Raw genomic sequence first — 18,803 nt, forward strand, 5'->3', positions numbered from 1 at the left:
CCGCTAGCGGCCGAGGCGGCCGCGCACCATGCCGACCAGGGTGTTGAGCTCCCCGATGCGCATCCGCTTCGCGGCGACGAAGAAGACGCCCAGCAGCACGATCCCGCCGCCGGCCAGCGCGGCGAGCGAGCCGAGGGCGCCGCTCCCGAGCCCCTTGACGATGACGAAGGCGACCGCGCCGGCGGCCGCCGCCGCGGGGACGGAGGCCAAGCAGAGACGTGCATACGTGCGCATGACGTGTGCGCCGTCCAGATCGCCGCCGAGGCGGTTCTTGAGTCGGCGCCAGGCGATGCCTACGCCGACGGCGTAGGCGAGACCGTAGGAGGCTGCCATGCCGACGACTGCCCAGCGGGCGGGCAGCACGACATAGCAGGCGGCGGAGGCGGCGGCGTTGACCGCTGCGACGATGACCGTGTTGTAGAAGGGCGTCCTGGTGTCCTCGTACGCGTAGAAGCCACGCAGCACGACGTACTGCACGGAGTACGGGATGAGGCCAAGGCCGAACGCCATCAGGATGAAGCCCATGCCGCGGGCGGCTTCCTGGCCGCTGGAGGCGAACAGCAGGCTGGACATCGGTACGCCGAGAGCCAGGAACGCGAAGGCCACCGGAACGATCGCGACTGCGGAGTTGCGCAGCCCCTGAGAGATGTCGTCGCGCACCGCGCCCGGGTCGTCGTCGTGGGCGGCGCGGGAGATCCGCGGCAGCAGGGCGGCCATGACCGAGACGGTGATGATGGCCTGCGGCATGCCCCAGATCAACTGGGCGTTGGTGTACGCGATGAAGCCCGCGCCGTCCCTGCCGGACGCCTCACCGGCGGCGGTGGCGAGCTGGGTGACGACCAGCACGCCCGCCTGGTTGGCGAGGACGAACAGCACGGTCCACTTGGCCAGCTTGACGGTCTTGCCGAGACCGTGGCCCTTCCAGTCGAACCGCGGGCGGAACCGGAAACCGGTCTCACGCAGGTACGGGATCATCGCCAGGGCCTGGACCACGAGGCCCAGCAGAGTGCCGATGCCCAGCAGCCGCACGCCCTCCGGCGGAATCGTCTGGACGCCCATCTGCGACTCGGCGGAGGTGCCGTACACCCAGATGAACAGGCCGAACGTGGTGATCATGACGATGTTGTTGAGGACCGGGGTCCACATCATCGCGCCGAACTTCCCGCGGGCGTTGAGGATCTGTCCCATGACCACGTGCACGCCCATGAAGAAGATCGTGGGCAAGCAGTAGCGGGCGAAGGTGACGGCGACACTGTCTGCCGCCGCATTGGAGGCGATGGTGTCCGACATGAGCTGGATCAGCAGCGGAGCCGCGAACACCGCGATGGCGACGATGGCGCCGAGCGCCACCATGACGAGCGTCAGTAGCCGGTTGGCGTAGGCCTCGCCGCCGTCCTCGTCGTTCTTCATCGCCCGCACCAGCTGCGGTACGAACACAGAGTTGAGGCCGCCTCCGACGGTGAGGATGTAGATCATCGTCGGCAGGGTGTACGCGACGGTGTAGGTGTCACCGAGCAGGGCGGCGCCGAGAGCAGCGGTGATCACCAGGCTGCGTACAAAACCGGTGAGGCGGGACACCAGCGTGCCGGCCGCCATCACTGCGCTGGACTTCAGCAGGCCGGAGGCCCGGCCGCCGGACTTCTTGGGGGCCGGTGCCGCCGGGATGGGTTCCGGGGGCGGGGTGGGGCGGCCGGAGGCCTGCTGGTCCCGGAAGAGGTGTGCGAACGCGTCGGGCTCCGGCTCCTCCTCGCCGGCCCGGGTGACCAGGTCATCCACGCCGGTGAACTGGGTGGTCCTGGCGTCGTCCCCGTATGGCAGAAGACGGGAGGGGCCGGCCGGCTCGGGCGGCGGGGTCTGCGCCCAGATGCGGGGGTCCGGTGCGTGCTGCGGTGTCGAGGGCTGCTGGTACAGCGGCTGGGGCTCCTGGTACGTGCCGGGGGGCGGCGGCGGGTGGGATGCGCGGTCGTACAGCGCCTCGGTCACGGGGTCCTGGGTGGACAGATCCTGCGCCCGGTAAGGATCACGGTCGTAGGCGTCCTGGATGTACGGATCCTGAGTGTATGGGTCAGGGTCCGGTTGTGGCGGCGGAGGACCCTGGCCCGGCAGCGGGGGATCGGGGGTCGGGCCCGGAGGAGGCACTGCTCCGTCCGCGCCCTGACCGCGGTCACCGTCGTACGGCGCGTTCATTGCAACCCCACCTCATCGTCCCCGGCCCACCGGCCACGACATCGCTCAACGGTCCACTTTCTCACCCGTGCCCGACGGGTCGCCGCTGCCCGGTCCGGTGTCCGGTGTCAGGTCACTCGCCTGCCCGGGATCGGGGCTGCTGATGTCACCCTCTGAACCTTCTGACGCGGAGCCCTCTGACTCTGAGCCCTCTGAGCCTTCCGTATCCTCCGCAGCCGTGTCTCGCGCAGCCGCGCGCTTGCGCTGGGTGTACATCCTGACGCCTGCCAGGACGAGCAGCAGCACACCGCCGGCGATGACGAGCATCACGGTGGGAGTGATCTCGGAGACCTTCACCGTGAACCTCATTGGGTCGCCGTACGGCTTTCCGTCCTCGGTGAAGAGCTGGGCCGTCATCTGCACCGGGCCGTTTGCATTGGCCGCCGCGGCGAACTTCACCGACTGGCTGTGGCCGCCCTCGACCTTGATCGGCTGATGGGCGGTGGCCTTGTCCTGGTCGAGGTTGAGGCGGGTGGCGTTGTCCGACGTCAGCCGCAGCACCAGATGGTCGATCCCCTGGACCAGTCTGTTCTGCACGGTGACCGGGATCGTCGCACTGCGCCCCGACAGGGTGATGGCCGACTTCTCAATCAGCTGCACCTCTTCGGTGAGGCTCCGCAGGTAGGCCCGCACACCGTCGCGGTACAGCTGGGCCCCCACCGGGTTGCCACGCCAGGAGGTGGACATCTCCCTGTCGATCGCCCTGCCGAACGGGGTCTCCACCCGGTCCTGCGCGGTGAGGATGACCTTGAAGTTGTCGAGGGTGTTCTGCGTGTTCCTGATGTCGCGGAACGCCTGGGGCGGCAGCTCCTGCTTGCGCAGCTGCTCGGGATAGCGAGAGCTGCCGGGCACCTTGGTCTCGGCATTGGCATCGGGCTTGGCGCCCGCGGCAGCGACCAGGTCGAGCGGCTGCGTCCAGCGCTGGGCTTCGAGAGCTTGCAGCGCGCGTGCCATGGACTGGGCCTGGGACGCGCTCGGGATCCGTTGCGGGGCGACGACGATGCTCCGCTGCTTGCTGGGGGCCTGGAGGTTCAGCGCAAGCGTCTGGGCGAGGAACTCCTGAACCGCGAGGGTGGAATTCCCGGTCTTGATCATGTCGCCCTGAAAGGCGGTGGAGAGCCGGGCGTCGGCGACCACTGCCGTTGTCCCGCCGCCGATGGGGCGCGCCGCGCTGGGCGTGTACGACAGGTCGTCCCGCAGGCTGTCGCTGCGGGAGATCACTTTGTGGGCGCCGGCCGAGGTGGCGACATCGACGATCGAGGAGTCGATGGCGCCGTCGACGGGCCACGCGAAGTCGATTGACGGCTTCACATGGAGGATCGTCTCCACGGTCGTCTCGGCGACCTTGGTGGCCGACTGCAGATGGCTGAGGGATCCGGAGATGTTCTTTCCGCGGTGCGCAAGGGACGCCAGATCAGGGTCGGCGAACGGCAGCGCGACCACCTTGCGGCCCTGGACGGCGGCCTCGACGGCGCTCAGCCACCGCTTGGCAACGGCCTGGTTCTTGCCCGGGACAATGGTGGCCCCACTCTTGACCTGATAGTTCCTGGTCATCGCATCGACGCTGGCCAGTAGATCCGGGTCGACGACCCAGGTGACGGGCAGATCGGTACCGAGGGAGACGAGCTGGTCCAGCCGTCCGCCCGGGGCGAGCTCAGTGGCCAGCGTCTCGTCCTCGAAAACCGGAGTCTGCTGCTCGTCCGATCCCGTCTCCGAGGTGAGGTGGGTCGAGGAGATCAGCGGCCAGAGATAGGTGAACTGGGTCTTCTTCTCCACAGCCTCGGGCTGCCACGGGAGGAGGGTCCGCTCGATGCCCAGGACCTGGTCGAACGGCTCGTCCGGGGTCTGGCCCGACAGGGAAACACCGAGCTGGTAGACGCCGTCGTCGTCGAGCTCGAGCTCATTTACCGGGATGGAGAGCGTGAACTCGCGGCTGATGCCGGAGACGAGCCTGGGGATCTTGACTGTGTACTTGTCGCCGACCGGCGAGCCATCGGTGCCCGGCGCATAGCCGGTCTGCTGGGCGACGCGGTCGATGGCGGCCCTGCTGGACAGCTTGGGCCCCACCCGTAGATCGAGTTCGGCATCGGTGATGGTCTGCTTGCCCTTGTTGATCACCGTGCCGGAGATCGTGAGCGTGTCGCTCTTGCCGGGGGCGGTCGGCGTCAGAGTGTCGAGAGACACATCGACTGTGTGGGAGTCCGAGGCGTTCTCGGCCGCTTGCGCGGCTGGCGCGGCCGGGCCGCACAGCAGTCCGGCCACAAGCGGGACGCCGAGGATCACGGAGGCTGTGCGCCGGAGCCACCGGCGGGCAGGAGAAGGATTCATCCCCTGGAAGTCTGCCGCCTCGGCCACGCGCTCGTCCGTCCTCGTTGTCTGCTGCCGTTGGTGGGTGTCGCTGATTGCGTCCACGCATGGTAACGAGGTGCGCTGTGTCGAAGTGCCGCGGAGTGCCCCACATGATCGGATCGGCGTCATAAACAGGGGCGCTGCGGTCGGCGGGGCACGTACCCTTTTCTGTTGTGCCGAACGCCAATGAAGACAACCCCACTGCACTGAGTCAGGTGCAACGCCGCGCGGTGAGCGAACTGCTGCGGGTGTCCCCTGTCGCCGACGACCTTGCCCGCCGCTTTCAGGAGGCCGGGTTCAGTCTTGCCCTGGTCGGCGGATCGGTCCGGGATGCGCTCCTCGGCCGGCTCGGCAATGACCTGGACTTCACGACGGAAGCCCGCCCCGACGACGTGCTGAAGATCGTCCGTCCGTGGGCGGACTCGGTCTGGGAGGTCGGGATCGCCTTCGGCACGGTCGGCTGCCAGAAGCAGGGCTACCAGATCGAGGTCACGACGTACCGCTCGGAGGCGTACGACAGAACTTCGCGCAAGCCCGAGGTGTCCTACGGCGACTCGATCGACGAAGACCTTGCCCGGCGCGACTTCACCGTGAACGCGATGGCCGTGGCGCTGCCGGAGAAGGAGTTCATCGATCCGCACGGCGGTCTCGAGGACCTTGCCGCGCGAGTACTGCGGACCCCGGGTACGCCCGAGGAGTCCTTCTCCGACGACCCGCTGCGCATGATGCGGGCCGCCCGCTTCGCTGCGCAGCTGGACTTCGAGGTGGCAGCCGAGGTCGTCACCGCGGTGAAGGAGATGGCAGACCGGATCGACATCGTCTCCGCCGAACGGGTACGCGACGAGCTGAACAAGCTGATCCTCTCCGCCCACCCTCGCAAGGGGCTGGCGCTGCTCGTCGACTCCGGCCTGGCCGACCATGTGCTGCCCGAGCTGCCCGCGCTGCGTCTGGAGAGTGACGAGCACCACCGCCACAAGGATGTGTACGAGCACTCTCTGACCGTCCTGGAACAGGCGATGGATCTGGAGGAGGACGGCCCGGATCTGGTGCTGCGACTGGCCGCGCTTCTCCATGACATCGGAAAGCCACGGACACGGCGCTTCGAGAGCGACGGCCGGGTCTCCTTCCATCACCACGAGGTGGTGGGCGCGAAGATGACCAAGAAGCGGATGACCGCGCTCAAGTACTCCAATGACATGATCAAGGACGTCTCGCGGCTGGTGGAGCTTCATCTGCGCTTCCACGGCTACGGGACCGGGGAGTGGACGGACTCGGCAGTGCGGCGGTACGTACGTGATGCCGGGCCGCAGCTGGAGCGGCTGCACAAGCTGACCCGCTCGGACTGCACCACACGGAACAAGCGCAAAGCCACCGCCCTCTCCCGGGCCTATGACGGGCTTGAGGAGCGCATCGCACAGTTGCAGGAGCAGGAGGAGCTGGACGCGATCCGGCCCGACCTGGACGGCAATCAGATCCAGGAGATCCTGGGTGTGGGCCCCGGCCCGGTGATTGGCAAGGCGTACGCGTTCCTGCTGGAGCTGCGCCTGGAGAACGGGCCGATGGAGCATGATGCGGCGGTCGCGGCCCTTAAGGAGTGGTGGGCGACGCAGGGCTGAGCGTGAAACGGCTCCATGTTTCACGTGAAACATGGAGCCGGATCGATGGGCGAAGGGGCGATGTTTCACGTGAAACATCGCCCTTCGGTGTATGCGACTACTTCTTGATCTCATCCAGGCAGAGCACGAACCGCTTGCCCGAGCTGCGCCGCCCGCCACTCGTCTGCTCGAAGTGGCCAAGGTCGGACTTGCCTTTGCAGAGGTTCCTGTCCGTCGTGTCGGGGTGCACCTCGACCACCTTGTACCCGACCTTCGTGCTGCGCGTACGGATCAAGGTGCTCGTACGCGCCTTGGCGCCCTGCTGCGGCGGATAGGTCATGCGGGAAGTCTTCCCGTAAACGTGTGCGATCCATTGTTTGACGCGTGCACGCTATATCACCGTGCCAATACGGCTCCAACGGGACATAGTTGCCGCGACGGATGCGTAGATGACCGCCACTACGACCACCAGGTGGACCGACCGGCCGTCAGGCGGCAGCATCAGCGCGGCGATGGCCGCCGCGCCCACGAAGGCGACGTTGAACAGCACGTCGTAGAGGGAGAAGATTCTGCCCCGGTAGGCGTCGTCCACCGATGTCTGCACCACCGTGTCCGTGGCGATCTTCGCTCCCTGGGTGATGAGCCCCAGGATGAACGCGGCGACCAATATCGGCTCGGGCTCGAACGGCAGCCCCAGAGCAGGTTCAAGAACGGCTGCCGCCGCCGCGCACGCCACCATCCATCCGAACTGGCCGAGCCGGCCGACCGCCCACGGGGTCACCACTGCCGCCGCGAAGAACCCCGCGCCCGAGATGGCGATGGCCAGACCCAGCAGGGCCAGGCCGTCCGACTCCTTCTCGGACCAGGCATACCGGCAGAGCATCAGCACCATGACCGTCAGCGCCCCGTAGCAGAAGCGCATCAGCGTCATAGCGGCCATCACACGGGCCGCCGCCCGGCGCTCGGTCAGGTGCCGCAGTCCGCCCACCAGTCCGCGCACGGTGGAGGCCAGGGCGGCGGCCAGTCGCGGCTGCACCAACTCCTGCTCGGGACCGAGTAGTTCACGTGGCATCCGGAGCGAGGCCAGGGCCGAGCAGAGATAAAGCGCGGCACCCAGCAGAACCACCGCGGCGTCGGAGTCCGCGGACACCAGCCGTACGGCGAAGGCGAGTCCGCCGCCCGCGGTCGCGGCAAGTGTGCCGGCCGTCGGAGACAGAGAGTTGGCCATGACGAGCCGGTCGGAGTCGACCACCCTGGGCAGTGAGGCGGAGAGCCCGGCCAGTACAAAGCGGTTGACGGCTGTGACGGACAGGGCCGAGGCGTAGAAGAGCCAGTCGGGTACGGAGGCGAGAATCAGGACCGCCGTCCCGCTCGCGAGGAGCGCCCGCAGCAGATTCCCGTACAGGAAGACCTGCCTGCGCTGCCAGCGGTCCAGCAGGACGCCGGCGAAGGGGCCGATCAAGGAGTACGGCAGCAGCAGTACCGCCATGGCCGAGGCGATCGCGGTCGGCGAGGTCTGTTTCTCCGGGGAGAACACGACGTACGTGGCGAGCGCGACCTGATAGACGCCGTCGGCGGACTGGGAGAGGAGCCGGACCGCCAGAAGTCGGCGGAAGTTCGTCAGGCGCAGGAGTACGCGCAGATCACGTACGACAGGCATGCGATCAAGCGTCACATACGAGGAGGGTCCCCGGGCGGATTACCAGGGGACCCTCCTCGGTCGAGCAGGCGAATGCTTAGCGCTCGACCTCGCCCTTGATGAACTTCTCGACGTTCTCGCGGGCCTCGTCGTCGAAGTACTGGACCGGCGGGGACTTCATGAAGTACGAGGACGCGGAGAGGATCGGGCCGCCGATACCGCGGTCCTTGGCGATCTTCGCGGCGCGCACGGCGTCGATGATGATGCCTGCGGAGTTCGGGGAGTCCCAGACCTCGAGCTTGTACTCGAGGTTCAGGGGCACCTCGCCGAAGGCACGGCCCTCAAGGCGGACGTACGCCCACTTGCGGTCGTCGAGCCAGGCCACGTAGTCCGACGGACCGATGTGGACGTTGTCCTCGCCCATGTCGCGGTCGCGGATCTGCGAGGTGACGGCCTGCGTCTTGGAGATCTTCTTGGACTCAAGGCGCTCACGCTCGAGCATATTCTTGAAGTCCATGTTGCCGCCGACGTTCAGCTGCATCGTGCGGTCCAGGATGACGCCCCGGTCCTCGAAGAGCTTCGCCATCACGCGGTGCGTGATCGTGGCGCCGACCTGCGACTTGATGTCGTCACCGACGATCGGGACACCCGCCTCGGTGAACTTGTCCGCCCACTCCTTGGTGCCGGCGATGAAGACCGGGAGAGCGTTGACGAACGCGACCTTGGCGTCGATGGCGCACTGCGCGTAGTACTTCGCAGCGTCCTCGGAACCGACGGGCAGGTAGCAGACCAGGACGTCGACCTGCTTGTCCTTGAGGGTCTGGACGATGTCGACCGGTGCCTCGGCGGACTCTTCGATGGTCTGGCGGTAGTACTTGCCAAGGCCGTCGAGGGTGTGGCCGCGCTGCACGGTGACGCCGGTGTTCGGCACGTCGCAGATCTTGATGGTGTTGTTCTCGCTGGCGCCGATGGCATCCGAGAGGTCGAGGCCGACCTTCTTGGCGTCAACATCGAAGGCGGCCACGAACTCGACGTCGGAGACGTGGTAGTCGCCGAACTGAACGTGCATCAGACCCGGCACCTTGCCGGCCGGGTCGGCGTCCTTGTAGTACTCGACGCCCTGCACCAGCGAGGCGGCGCAGTTGCCCACGCCGACAATGGCTACGCGAACCGAACCCATTCCGGTTGCTCCCTGTTTGATCTCGGTATTCCGGATGAAACCCTGCGGACCGCAAGGCATCACTTGGCGGTGTCCTCGGACGGATCCGGCGGGATGGAGTGCCCGGGGGGTGTTCCCCCGGAGGACTCGGCACCCCTGTGCCGGGGCAGGCCGCCCGTCTCTCCAGATGTGTTGTCCTGCTGAGGTGAGCTCTCGGAGGCGGGCTGTCGCTGATCCCGCCCCGCCCGCTCGCTCTCAATGAGCTCGTTCAGCCAGCGCACTTCGCGCTCCACGGACTCCATGCCGTGTCGCTGCAGCTCAAGCGTGTAGTCGTCGAGGCGCTCGCGGGTGCGTGCCAGGGAGGCGCGCATCTTCTCCAGACGCTCCTCCAGCCGGCTGCGGCGGCCCTCCAGCACCCGCATCCGCACCTCGCGCTCCGTCTGCCCGAAGAAGGCGAAGCGAGCAGCGAAGTGCTCGTCCTCCCAGGTGTCCGGGCCGGTGTGGGAGAGCAGCTCCTCGAAGTGCTCCTTACCTTCCGCCGTCAACCGGTAGACGATCTTTGCGCGGCGCCCTGCGAGTGACGCGGCGAGCGCATCCTCGGGAGCGCTACCCGGCTCCTCGATCAACCAGCCGTTGGCGACCAGCGTCTTGAGACAGGGGTAGAGGGTCCCGTAACTGAAGGCCCGGAAGATTCCCAGCGAGGTATTGAGCCGTTTCCGCAGCTCGTACCCGTGCATCGGGGCCTCACGGAGCAGACCCAGCACGGCGAATTCGAGGATGCCGGAGCGCCTGCTCATCGTCGCCTCCCTCGCCGTCCCGGTCGCTTATGTCGTGCTGATGTATCGACTCGATACATCAGCACGATAGAACGACGTTGCTGCTGCGACAAGAGGGGCCATGGTGAACGGCGTCACATCGTCAATTCGTAGCGAGCAAGTTGCCCGATTTGGGGTGAACTTTGGCACTAGGTGGGTTTTGACCGTGCGTAGTCTGTGCGCCATGCAGACCACCGGGAACCACGGGACGCCTGAGAGCGTCATCGCCGGGGATGCACAGCGGATGAGCCCTTCACGGGGCTGGTCCGTATCCATTTCGGGGGGACCGGAACTCAACTGCCGCTTCCAGGCGTCTCGCCTGCCCGAGGAGTAGTCGTTCGATGAGCGAGCACCGTCGCAAACCGCCGCAGTCGCAGGGTGGCGGACGTGCCGCGGCCAGGCGCGCCGCCCCGCAGCCGTCTGGCCGCCGCGCAGCCCCGTCCCGGGGTACCACCGCAGGGTCTCCTTCCGTTTCGTCCGACGAGGAGCGTCCGTACGGCAGCCGGGCCGAGGCCCGCCGCGCCGCACAGCGCAACGGCGGTGGTCGCCGGCGCGTGGACGAAGGCGCGGGCGCCGGCCACGGAGGCCGGGGAGGCGGCCGCCGCGGAGGCGGCGGCGGGGGCCACGACGGTCCCGGCCGTGGTCACGGCGGGCGGCCGTCCAAGAAGCGGATGATCGACTACCCGCGCCACAACAGGTATGGATGGCGCCGGTGGGTGCCGTCGTGGAAGCTGGTCACCGGGCTCTGTCTGGGCTTCGTCGGCAGCCTGATGGCCGCCGCGACGATTGCGTACGCCATGGTGGAGGTCCCTGACCCGGACAAGACGGCTCAGGCGCAGAACAACGTCTACTACTGGGCGGACGGCAGCCAGATGGCCGCCACCGGTGGAGAGATCAACCGGCAGATCGTGGGCATCGAGCAGATCCCCGAAGCCATGCAGAACGCGGTGATCTCGGCGGAGAACAAGACGTTCAAGACCGACTCGGGAATCGACCCGATGGGCATCGGCCGGGCCCTGTTCAACATGGCCAAGGGCGGGCAGACCCAGGGTGGCTCCACCATCACCCAGCAGTACGTGAAGAACGCGCGGCTCGGCGACCAGTCCCAGACCCTGAGCCGTAAGTTCAAGGAGCTGTTCATCTCCATAAGGGTCGGCACCGACATGGACAAGCCGGAGATCATGGCCGGCTACCTGAACACCTCGTACTACGGACGCGGCGCCTACGGCATCCAGGCCGCGGCCCGTACGTACTACAACAAGAACGCCAAGGATCTGGACGCCAGCGAGTGTGCGTTCCTCGCCTCGCTGCTGAAGGGCGCGACGTACTTCGACCCGGCCGGCAGCGAGGACATCGACCGCGCGGCGACACCGGCGGCCAACAAGGCTCGCGCTACCGAGCGCATGAACTGGATCCTCGACGAGATGGTCAAGGACAACCACCTCAGTGCCGCCGAACGGGCCAAGTTCACCAAGCTCCCGAAGATCGACCCGCCCAAGAAGAACGCACAGTTGGGCGGCCAGGTGGGTTACTTGGTGGCTCTGGCCAAGTCGAACTTCCTCAACAACAACGACAAGGGCATCAAGGCCGACGACCTCGCGCGTGGCGGCTACGAGATCCACACGACCTTCGACGAGGACAAGGTCAAGAAGCTCGCGACCGCGGTCAAGAAGGTTCGGGATGCCAACATCAAGCCGGACAAGCGCCCGAAGACCGACACCTTCGTCCAGTTCGGCGGCGCCTCGGTAGAACCGAAGACCGGCAAGATCGTCGCCATCTACGGTGGCGAGGACGCCACCAAGCACTTCACCAACAACGCCGACCAGACCGGCGCCCAGGTCGGATCGACCTTCAAGCCGTTCGTACTGGCCGCGGCGATGCGGGACGGCGTGCGCGACCCGCGTGAGCCCGAAGACCAGGGAGACGAGTACCGCAGCAAGATCGACCCTGACAAGACCGTGTACAACGGCAAGAACAAGCTCAAGATCAAGAACTACGACGGCACCGTCTGGCAGAACGAGGAAGGAAAGGAGTGGCTGCAGCGCAACGACGGCGATGAGTCGTACAAGAACATCAACTTGCGTGAAGCCATGATCCACTCCGCCAACTCGCCCTTCGTGCAGCTGGGCATGGACGTCGGCATTCCTAAGGTCAGGGAGGCCGCCATCAACGCAGGCCTGCTCGATTCCTCCCTGTCGAAGTCGGACGTCCCCTCCTTCTCGATCGGTATCTCGGACCCCAGCGCGATCCGGATGGCCGGCTCCTACGCGACCTTCGCGGCCAACGGCGAGCAGATGGATCCGTTCTCCGTTACCAAGGTCGACTACGAGGGCCGGACGGTCTACAAGCACGACGACAAGCCCGAGCAGGCCTTTACCAGTGCCGTCGCGAGCAATGTGACCGATGTGCTGAGGGATGTCGTCGACGACGACGAGGGCACCGGCAAGAACGCCCGGCTCCCCGGCCGCGAGGTCGCCGGCAAGACAGGTACCACCGACGGCAACAAGTCGGCGTGGTTCGTGGGCTACACGCCCCAGCTGTCGACCGCCATCGACATGTACCGGCTCGACGACAACGAGAAGAGCAGCAAGAAGCGCGAGTTCCTCGAGATGTACGGCACCGGTGGCCAGGACAAGATCCACGGTGCGTCGTTCCCGTCCGAGATCTGGCAGTCGTACATGTCGGAGGCGCTCAAGGGCGCGCCGAGGCTGACCTTCCCGGAGCCCGAGCCCCTCGACGCCGAGGCTTACTGGGGCGGCGGTGCCTCGAGCCCGCCCCCGTCGCCGTCCAGCACGCCCTCCAGCACCCCGTCCTCGACGCCGTCGGGCACGCCGTCCACCACGCCTTCGGGCAGCCCCGACCCGAGCCAGTCCTGCAAACCGTGGGAGGACTGGACCTGCGGTACCACGGCTGGCAATGGCGGCAATGGCGGAAGCGGCGACCCGACCGGCACCCCGTCGATCAGTCCGACGACAACGTCACCGGGAACCAACGGCAACGGTGGCGGCAACGGCAACGGAGGGTTCATCGGAGGCCCGAGCAGTTAGCGGCCGCCGGTCCAAGCTCCCGCAACGTCATGAGGGCCGCCGCACCCGGTACGCACAGCACCTGTGCGCTCCGGGGGCGGCGGCCCTCGCCGTATCCCAAACCCCGTACGGCAGGATGTGCACCATGCCCAGCGCAGAAGAGACGAGCGTGTACCAGGACCGACCGGGCCGACCGGAGCGGCCGGAGCGGCCTGATGTACGGCCCACACGGCGTGACTCCGTCGCCGCGTCCGGCAGCGAGCTGATCGGTGGTCCGGCCGGCCGCTGGGCCTGGCGAGGCAGCAGTGGCTGGCTCACTCCTGTACGTGTCATCGCATTGGTGGCAATCGGCATGTTTGCGCTCGGCATGGTGCAGAAGATGCCCTGTTACAACTGGGCCTGGTTCCGGGGCACGAGCTCCCAGTACACCCACGCCTGCTACTCCGACATTCCGCACCTCTACCTGGGGCGTGGTTTCTCCGAAGGTCTCATCCCGTACTTCGACCGGCTGCCCGGCGACATGGAGTACCTCGAGTACCCGGTCCTCACGGGTGTCTTCATGCAGGTCGCGTCGTGGCTCAATCTGGCCGGCGGCTCCATGCAGAACCAGGAGCAGATGTACTGGATGGTCAATGCGGGCATGCTGATGATCTGCACCGCGGTCATCGCCGTCTGTGTGGCCCACACACACCGCCGCCGCCCCTGGGACGCCCTGCTGTTGGCTCTGGCGCCGGCCTTCGCGCTCACCGCCACCATCAACTGGGACCTGCTGGCCGTGGCGCTCACAGCCGCCGCGATGCTCATGTGGTCACGCGGCCGGGCGCTGGCCTTCGGCATCCTCATCGGGCTCGCGACCGCCGCCAAGCTCTATCCCGTACTGCTGCTGGGTCCGTTGCTCCTGCTGTGCTGGAGGGCAGGCAAATGGCGAGAGTTCGCCACCGCGGCGCTCGGCGCGGCTGGTGCCTGGCTGGTGGTGAACCTGCCCGTGATGCTGATGGCGCCGGAGGGGTGGAAGAAGTTCTACACCTTCAGCCAGGAGCGGCAGGTCGATTTCGGCTCGTTCTGGCTGATCATCACGCAGCGCACGGGTGAGCCGCTGGAAGTCGACTCCGTGAACACCTACGCGACGCTGCTGATGATCCTGGCGTGCGCGGGCATCGCGGCGCTGACGCTGAGTGCGCCCCGGCGGCCCCGTTTCGCTCAGCTCGTCTTCCTGGTCGTCGCGGCGTTCATCATCACCAACAAGGTCTACTCGCCGCAGTACGTACTGTGGCTGATTCCGCTCGCCGCACTGGCCAGGCCGCGCTGGCGGGACTTCCTGATCTGGCAGGCCTGCGAGGTCATTTACTTCCTGGGGATCTGGATGTACCTCGCGTACACGACCAGCCCCAAGCACCAGGGGCTGCCGCCCGAGGGCTATCAGGTGGCGATCGCCCTTCATCTGCTGGGGACGCTGTATCTGTGCGCCGTGGTCGTACGGGACGTCCTGATGCCGGAACGGGACGGCGTACGGAAGGACGGCTCGGACGATCCGTCGGGCGGGGTTCTCGACGGGGCCGTGGACGTCTTCGTGGTGGGGCAGGCGGCGCATCCGCCGCGGCACGCGGCGCACGCGGTGGAGGGGCCGCGGGTGGAGTGGGGGGCGCAGCCCCATGGATCCGGCGGGGCGCAGCCGTCGGCTTAGCAGTCGGCGCTCGGGGTCCCGCTCGCGGAACCCCAGCGGGCCTCTCAAGGCGCCTCAGCAGGCCTCTCAGCGCGTCTCAGCGGCCGACTCCAGGCGGCCTCGGCAGGCCCCCTCCGGGCGCCTCCGGGCGCCTCAGCGGTCGACGAGCCGGTCGAACTGCGTCGTGGTGTGGCGCAGATGCGCCACCAGCTCGTCGCCGACCTTCGGCTCCTGCGATTCCGCCGGCACGAACAGGATCGACACCTGCATGTGCGGCGGCTCGGCGAACCAGCGCTGCTTGCCCTCCCAGACGAACGGCGACAGGTTGCGGTTGACGGTCGCCAGACCCGCGCGGGCGACACCCTTGGCGCGCGGCATCACGCCGTGCAGGGCCTTCGGGGCCTCCAGGCCGACGCCGTGGGACGTGCCGCCGGCGACGACAACCAGCCAGCCGTCGGATGCGGCCTTCTGCTGGCGGTAGCCGAAGCGGTCGCCCTTGGCGACACGGGTGACGTCCAGGACGGCGCCGCGGTACTCGGTCGCGTCGTGGTCGCCCAGCCACAGCCGCGTACCGATGCGGGCGCGGAATCGGGTCTGCGGGAACTGCTGCTGGAGGCGGGCCAGTTCCTCGGCGCGCAGATGGCTGACGAACATGGAGTGCAGCGGCAGCCGGGCCGCACGCAGCCTGTCCATCCACCCGATGACCTCCTCGACCGCGTCGGAGCCGTCCGTACGGTCGAGGGGCAGGTGCAGGGCGAAGCCCTCCAGGCGTACGTCCTCGATGGCGGCGTGCAGCTGGCCCAGGTCCTGCTCGGCGATGCCGTGGCGCTTCATGGAGCTCATGCACTCGATGACCACGCGCGCGCCGACCAGCGCGTGCACACCGTCGACCGACGAGACCGACCGGATGACCCGGTCCGGCAGCGGAACTGGTTCCTCACCGCGCCGGAAGGGGGTCAGGACCAGGAGGTCACCGCTGAACCAGTCCTTGATCCGGGCCGCTTCGTACGTCGTGCCGACGGCCAGCATGTCGGAGCCGAAGCGGGAGGCCTCGTCGGCGAGGCGCTCATGACCGAAGCCGTAGCCGTTGCCCTTGCAGACCGGTACGAGACCGGGGAACTGGTCGATCACGGACTTCTGGTGCGCCCGCCAGCGCGCGGTGTCGACGTAGAGGGAGAGCGCCATGGCCGGCCCGGAACCTTTCTGGTGGCTGCGGTGTATCAGAGGTATGTACGAGATTTACGAGGTTACGGCGTCGGCCGCGGCACCGTCAGCGGCGCGACATGTAGATGTCGAGCGCCTTGTGCAGCAGCTTGTTGAGCGCGAAGTCCCACTCGCCGACGTACTCGACGGCCTCGCCGCCGGTGCCCACCTTGAACTGGATCAGGCCGAAGAGGTGGTCGGTCTCGTCGAGGGAGTCGCTGATGCCGCGCAGGTCATAGACGGTCGCGCCCATCGCGTAGGCGTCGCGGAGCATCCGCCACTGCATCGCGTTGGAGGGCCGGACCTCGCGGCCGATGTTGTCGGAGGCGCCGTACGAGTACCAGACATGCCCCCCGACGACCAGCATCGTAGCCGCGGACAGGTTCACACCGTTGTGCCGCGCGAAGTACAGCCGCATCCGGTTCGGATCCTCGCTGTTCAGCACCGTCCACATGCGCTGGAAGTACGAGAGCGGGCGCGGCCGGAAGTGATCGCGTACAGCGGTGATCTCGTACAGCCGCTGCCACTCGGCCAGATCCTCGTAGCTGCCTTGGACAACCTCGACACCGGCCTTCTCGGCCTTCTTGATGTTGCGCCGCCACAGCTGGTTGAAGCCCTTGAGGACATCGTCGAGCGATCGGTTCGCCAGCGGCACCTGATAGACGTACCGCGGCTGTACGTCACCGAAGCCGGCGCCGCCGTCCTCGCCCTGCTGCCAGCCCATCTTCCGCAGTCGGTCCGCCACTTCGAACGCACGAGGCTCGATATGCGTCGCCTCGATGTCGCGCAGCCGCTTCACATCCGGGTCCTGGATTCCGGCCTTGATCGCGGGCGCGTCCCAGCGGCGGATGACGACCGGCGGGCCCATCTTCACGGAAAAGGCGCCCTGCTGCTTGAGGTGGGCGAGCATCGGCTGCAGCCAGTCGTCCAGGTTCGGCGCATACCAATTGATCACCGGGCCCTCGGGCATGTAGGCGAGATAACGCTTGATCTTCGGCAGCTGGCGGTACAACACCAGGCCTGCGCCCACCAGTTCACCGCTCTTGTCGAACCAGCCCAGGTTCTCCGAGCGCCATTCCGTCTTGACATCAGCCCACGCCGGGACCTGGCAGTGACTTGCCGCGGGCAGGCTCTGGATGTACGCCAGATGCTGCTCGCGGCTGATGGTCCTCAGGGTCAAGCTCATGCGGGGCGCTCCTCGGCAGGTGTGTCCCCATGGGTACAGGGGCTCCGGCTCTCGCGCCGAAGCCTACTGCGCTGGGGGAGCGCCCCGAATGGCTGCTGGGAACCCGGCCCAGGACTCCGCCTAGCCCAGGACCCCGCCGAAGAGTCCGCCGTGGGCCATGCCGAGGAAGAAGCCGAACGCAGAGGCGCCGAGACCGATGATCAACGCGAAGCGTTCGCGGGTCGTCACCGAGATGAACTGGCCGTAGGCGCCTGTGAGGATCCCCACCAGCCCGGTCCAGGAGCTGAGCAGATGGAGGCTGTGGAACATCGCCGAGACGAAGGCGATAACGCCGAGCACCAGAGTCACCGCGAGCAGGGTGTCCTGGAGGGGGTGAGGCTTGCCGTCTGTGGCGAAGAGGGAGACGGAGGAACGACGTCGCATTGCCTGTGCCATGGGGCACCTCCTGGCGTTGCCGGAAGGCGGCGCACTGTAGCGCCGCGCACACCCGATGTGTACAGATTGCGTCCCCAGGCCACCGGATTTCAACCGGAAGCCTGTCTGCGGGTACTCTGTACGGTCTGCACCGGTGTCTGTCCAGGCCAGAAAGCAATCCCCCCGGATTGTCAGTGGCGGCCGATACCGTTGCGTACGCATCACGACCCTCCTGCCACGGAACGACCGTGGCCGCTGAGTCCAAAGGAGGTGGGTTCCACATGCGTCACTACGAGGTGATGGTCATCCTCGACCCCGATCTCGAGGAGCGCGCTGTCTCCCCGCTGATCGAGAACTTCCTCTCCGTCGTCCGTGAGGGCAACGGAAAGGTTGAGAAGGTCGACACCTGGGGCCGTCGTCGTCTCGCTTACGAGATCAAGAAGAAGCCCGAGGGCATCTACTCGGTCATCGACCTGCAGGCCGAGCCTGCGGTCGTCAAGGAGCTCGACCGCCAGATGAACCTGAACGAGTCGGTCCTCCGGACCAAGGTCCTCCGTCCCGAGACCCACTGAGCGCCTAGCTCAGAAGTCATCGGGTTCGAGTAGCAGCAAGCAGCCAGAAGCAATCCCCGCCGAGAGGTTCACCCATGGCAGGCGAGACCGTCATCACGGTCGTCGGCAATCTCGTCGACGACCCCGAGCTGCGCTTCACCCCGTCCGGTGCGGCGGTCGCGAAGTTCCGCGTCGCGTCCACTCCCCGCACCTTCGATCGTCAGACCAATGAGTGGAAGGACGGCGAAAGCCTCTTCCTCACCTGCTCGGTCTGGCGTCAGGCGGCGGAGAACGTCGCTGAGTCGCTCACACGCGGCATGCGCGTCGTCGTGCAGGGTCGGCTGAAGCAGCGGTCCTACGAGGACCGCGAGGGCGTCAAGCGCACGGTCTACGAGCTGGACGTCGAGGAAGTCGGCCCCAGCCTCAAGAACGCCACGGCCAAGGTCACCAAGACCACCGGTCGCGGTGGCCAGGGTGGCTATGGCGGCGGTCAGCAGCAGGGCGGCGGCAACTGGGGCGGCGGCCCCAGTGGCGGTGGTCAGCAGCAGGGCGGCGGCGGTGCACCCGCCGACGATCCCTGGGCCACCAGCGCGCCGGCCGGCGGCGGCCAGCAGCAGGGCAGTGGGGGCAGCTGGGGCGGAAGCTCCGGCGGTTCCGGCGGCGGCTACTCGGACGAGCCTCCCTTCTAAGGGCAGCTCGTACCCCACTTCTTGATCACACAGGAGATACATCATGGCGAAGCCGCCTGTGCGCAAGCCGAAGAAGAAGGTCTGCGCATTCTGCAAGGACAAGACCGTATACGTGGACTACAAGGACACGAACATGCTGCGGAAGTTCATTTCCGACCGCGGCAAGATCCGTGCCCGCCGCGTTACCGGCAACTGCACGCAGCACCAGCGTGACGTCGCCACGGCCGTGAAGAACAGCCGTGAGATGGCGCTGCTGCCCTACACGTCCACCGCGCGATAAGGGAAGGG

15 protein-coding genes are annotated in these 18,803 nt (G+C 67.1%); 6 read left to right on the forward strand and 9 right to left on the reverse strand.

What is annotated here, in order from left to right; genetic code table 11:
• Positions 1-3 precede the first annotated feature (3 nt).
• Together murJ and ACH492_RS27035 are read right to left on the reverse strand one after the other, a co-directional pair.
• Entirely contained in the window at positions 4-2,187 is a 2,184-nt protein-coding gene (gene murJ, locus ACH492_RS27030; RefSeq protein ID WP_398990263.1) for a murein biosynthesis integral membrane protein MurJ, read from the reverse strand.
• Between the two features lie 45 nt (positions 2,188-2,232).
• Entirely contained in the window at positions 2,233-4,581 is a 2,349-nt protein-coding gene (locus tag ACH492_RS27035) for a DUF6049 family protein (RefSeq protein WP_398990304.1), read from the reverse strand.
• A gap of 167 nt (positions 4,582-4,748) precedes the next feature.
• Here ACH492_RS27035 and ACH492_RS27040 point away from each other — a divergent pair, with 167 nt between their 5' ends.
• On the forward strand, positions 4,749-6,191 hold the full coding sequence (locus ACH492_RS27040; protein WP_398990264.1) for a CCA tRNA nucleotidyltransferase: 1,443 nt from the start codon (positions 4,749-4,751) through the stop codon (positions 6,189-6,191).
• A gap of 97 nt (positions 6,192-6,288) precedes the next feature.
• Here the strand turns inward: ACH492_RS27040 and ACH492_RS27045 are convergent, their stop codons facing one another.
• The 4 genes from ACH492_RS27045 to ACH492_RS27060 all read right to left on the reverse strand — a co-directional run bounded on the left by ACH492_RS27045 (position 6,289) and on the right by ACH492_RS27060 (position 9,765).
• A complete protein-coding gene (locus ACH492_RS27045) occupies positions 6,289-6,510 on the reverse strand; it encodes a hypothetical protein (RefSeq protein ID WP_398990265.1) in 222 nt (73 codons plus the stop codon).
• A gap of 51 nt (positions 6,511-6,561) precedes the next feature.
• The gene (locus ACH492_RS27050) at positions 6,562-7,830 is read right to left on the reverse strand and encodes an MFS transporter (protein ID WP_398990266.1); all 1,269 of its coding nucleotides are present in this window, start codon (positions 7,828-7,830) and stop codon (positions 6,562-6,564) included.
• Positions 7,831-7,906: 76 nt separating this feature from the next.
• Positions 7,907-8,989: an inositol-3-phosphate synthase gene (locus ACH492_RS27055; RefSeq protein WP_398990267.1), complete on the reverse strand. Its 1,083-nt coding sequence runs from the start codon at positions 8,987-8,989 to the stop codon at positions 7,907-7,909.
• 59 nt (positions 8,990-9,048) lie between these two features.
• Positions 9,049-9,765, reverse strand: coding sequence for a helix-turn-helix transcriptional regulator (locus ACH492_RS27060; RefSeq protein ID WP_398990268.1), 717 nt, complete (start codon positions 9,763-9,765; stop codon positions 9,049-9,051).
• Between the two features lie 359 nt (positions 9,766-10,124).
• On the opposite strand from ACH492_RS27060, the gene ACH492_RS27065 reads away from it, so the two are divergent.
• Both ACH492_RS27065 and ACH492_RS27070 read left to right on the forward strand, forming a co-directional pair.
• On the forward strand, positions 10,125-12,830 hold the full coding sequence (locus ACH492_RS27065; RefSeq protein WP_398990269.1) for a transglycosylase domain-containing protein: 2,706 nt from the start codon (positions 10,125-10,127) through the stop codon (positions 12,828-12,830).
• A gap of 124 nt (positions 12,831-12,954) precedes the next feature.
• The gene (locus ACH492_RS27070) at positions 12,955-14,493 is read left to right on the forward strand and encodes a glycosyltransferase family 87 protein (RefSeq protein ID WP_398990270.1); all 1,539 of its coding nucleotides are present in this window, start codon (positions 12,955-12,957) and stop codon (positions 14,491-14,493) included.
• Positions 14,494-14,625: 132 nt separating this feature from the next.
• On the opposite strand, the gene ACH492_RS27075 is transcribed toward ACH492_RS27070, so the two are convergent.
• The 3 genes from ACH492_RS27075 to ACH492_RS27085 form a co-directional block, all read right to left on the reverse strand.
• Positions 14,626-15,657 carry an alanine racemase gene (locus ACH492_RS27075; protein WP_398990271.1) on the reverse strand — a complete coding sequence of 344 codons (1,032 nt, stop codon included), beginning with the start codon at positions 15,655-15,657 and terminating at the stop codon, positions 14,626-14,628.
• 85 nt (positions 15,658-15,742) lie between these two features.
• Positions 15,743-16,861: a lipid II:glycine glycyltransferase FemX gene (locus tag ACH492_RS27080; RefSeq protein WP_398990272.1), complete on the reverse strand. Its 1,119-nt coding sequence runs from the start codon at positions 16,859-16,861 to the stop codon at positions 15,743-15,745.
• Positions 16,862-16,981: 120 nt separating this feature from the next.
• Positions 16,982-17,296, reverse strand: a complete 315-nt coding sequence (locus ACH492_RS27085; RefSeq protein ID WP_398990273.1) for a hypothetical protein — start codon at positions 17,294-17,296, stop codon at positions 16,982-16,984.
• A gap of 260 nt (positions 17,297-17,556) precedes the next feature.
• Between ACH492_RS27085 and rpsF the strand changes: the two genes are divergently transcribed.
• The 3 genes from rpsF to rpsR all read left to right on the forward strand — a co-directional run bounded on the left by rpsF (position 17,557) and on the right by rpsR (position 18,795).
• Positions 17,557-17,847 carry a 30S ribosomal protein S6 gene (gene rpsF / locus ACH492_RS27090; RefSeq protein WP_004950685.1) on the forward strand — a complete coding sequence of 97 codons (291 nt, stop codon included), beginning with the start codon at positions 17,557-17,559 and terminating at the stop codon, positions 17,845-17,847.
• A 74-nt stretch (positions 17,848-17,921) separates the two neighbouring features.
• On the forward strand, positions 17,922-18,515 hold the full coding sequence (locus ACH492_RS27095; protein WP_398990274.1) for a single-stranded DNA-binding protein: 594 nt from the start codon (positions 17,922-17,924) through the stop codon (positions 18,513-18,515).
• 43 nt (positions 18,516-18,558) lie between these two features.
• Positions 18,559-18,795, forward strand: a complete 237-nt coding sequence (gene rpsR, locus ACH492_RS27100) for a 30S ribosomal protein S18 (protein WP_003956534.1) — start codon at positions 18,559-18,561, stop codon at positions 18,793-18,795.
• Positions 18,796-18,803 lie beyond the last annotated feature (8 nt).

The sequence above is a fragment of the Streptomyces sp. NPDC019443 genome, from assembly GCF_044389785.1.
Classification (GTDB): domain Bacteria; phylum Actinomycetota; class Actinomycetes; order Streptomycetales; family Streptomycetaceae; genus Streptomyces.

Coding starts and splice junctions, on each gene's coding strand:
- ACH492_RS27060 (WP_398990268.1), bottom strand. CDS start 9,765: ATGAGCAGGCGCTCCGGCATCCTCGAATTCGCCGTGCTGGGTCTGCTC.
- ACH492_RS27045 (WP_398990265.1), bottom strand. CDS start 6,510: ATGACCTATCCGCCGCAGCAGGGCGCCAAGGCGCGTACGAGCACCTTG.
- ACH492_RS27055 (WP_398990267.1), bottom strand. CDS start 8,989: ATGGGTTCGGTTCGCGTAGCCATTGTCGGCGTGGGCAACTGCGCCGCC.
- ACH492_RS27070 (WP_398990270.1), top strand. CDS start 12,955: ATGCCCAGCGCAGAAGAGACGAGCGTGTACCAGGACCGACCGGGCCGA.
- rpsF (WP_004950685.1), top strand. CDS start 17,557: ATGCGTCACTACGAGGTGATGGTCATCCTCGACCCCGATCTCGAGGAG.
- ACH492_RS27065 (WP_398990269.1), top strand. CDS start 10,125: ATGAGCGAGCACCGTCGCAAACCGCCGCAGTCGCAGGGTGGCGGACGT.
- ACH492_RS27085 (WP_398990273.1), bottom strand. CDS start 17,296: ATGGCACAGGCAATGCGACGTCGTTCCTCCGTCTCCCTCTTCGCCACA.
- rpsR (WP_003956534.1), top strand. CDS start 18,559: ATGGCGAAGCCGCCTGTGCGCAAGCCGAAGAAGAAGGTCTGCGCATTC.
- ACH492_RS27080 (WP_398990272.1), bottom strand. CDS start 16,861: ATGAGCTTGACCCTGAGGACCATCAGCCGCGAGCAGCATCTGGCGTAC.
- murJ (WP_398990263.1), bottom strand. CDS start 2,187: ATGAACGCGCCGTACGACGGTGACCGCGGTCAGGGCGCGGACGGAGCA.
- ACH492_RS27050 (WP_398990266.1), bottom strand. CDS start 7,830: ATGCCTGTCGTACGTGATCTGCGCGTACTCCTGCGCCTGACGAACTTC.
- ACH492_RS27075 (WP_398990271.1), bottom strand. CDS start 15,657: ATGGCGCTCTCCCTCTACGTCGACACCGCGCGCTGGCGGGCGCACCAG.
- ACH492_RS27095 (WP_398990274.1), top strand. CDS start 17,922: ATGGCAGGCGAGACCGTCATCACGGTCGTCGGCAATCTCGTCGACGAC.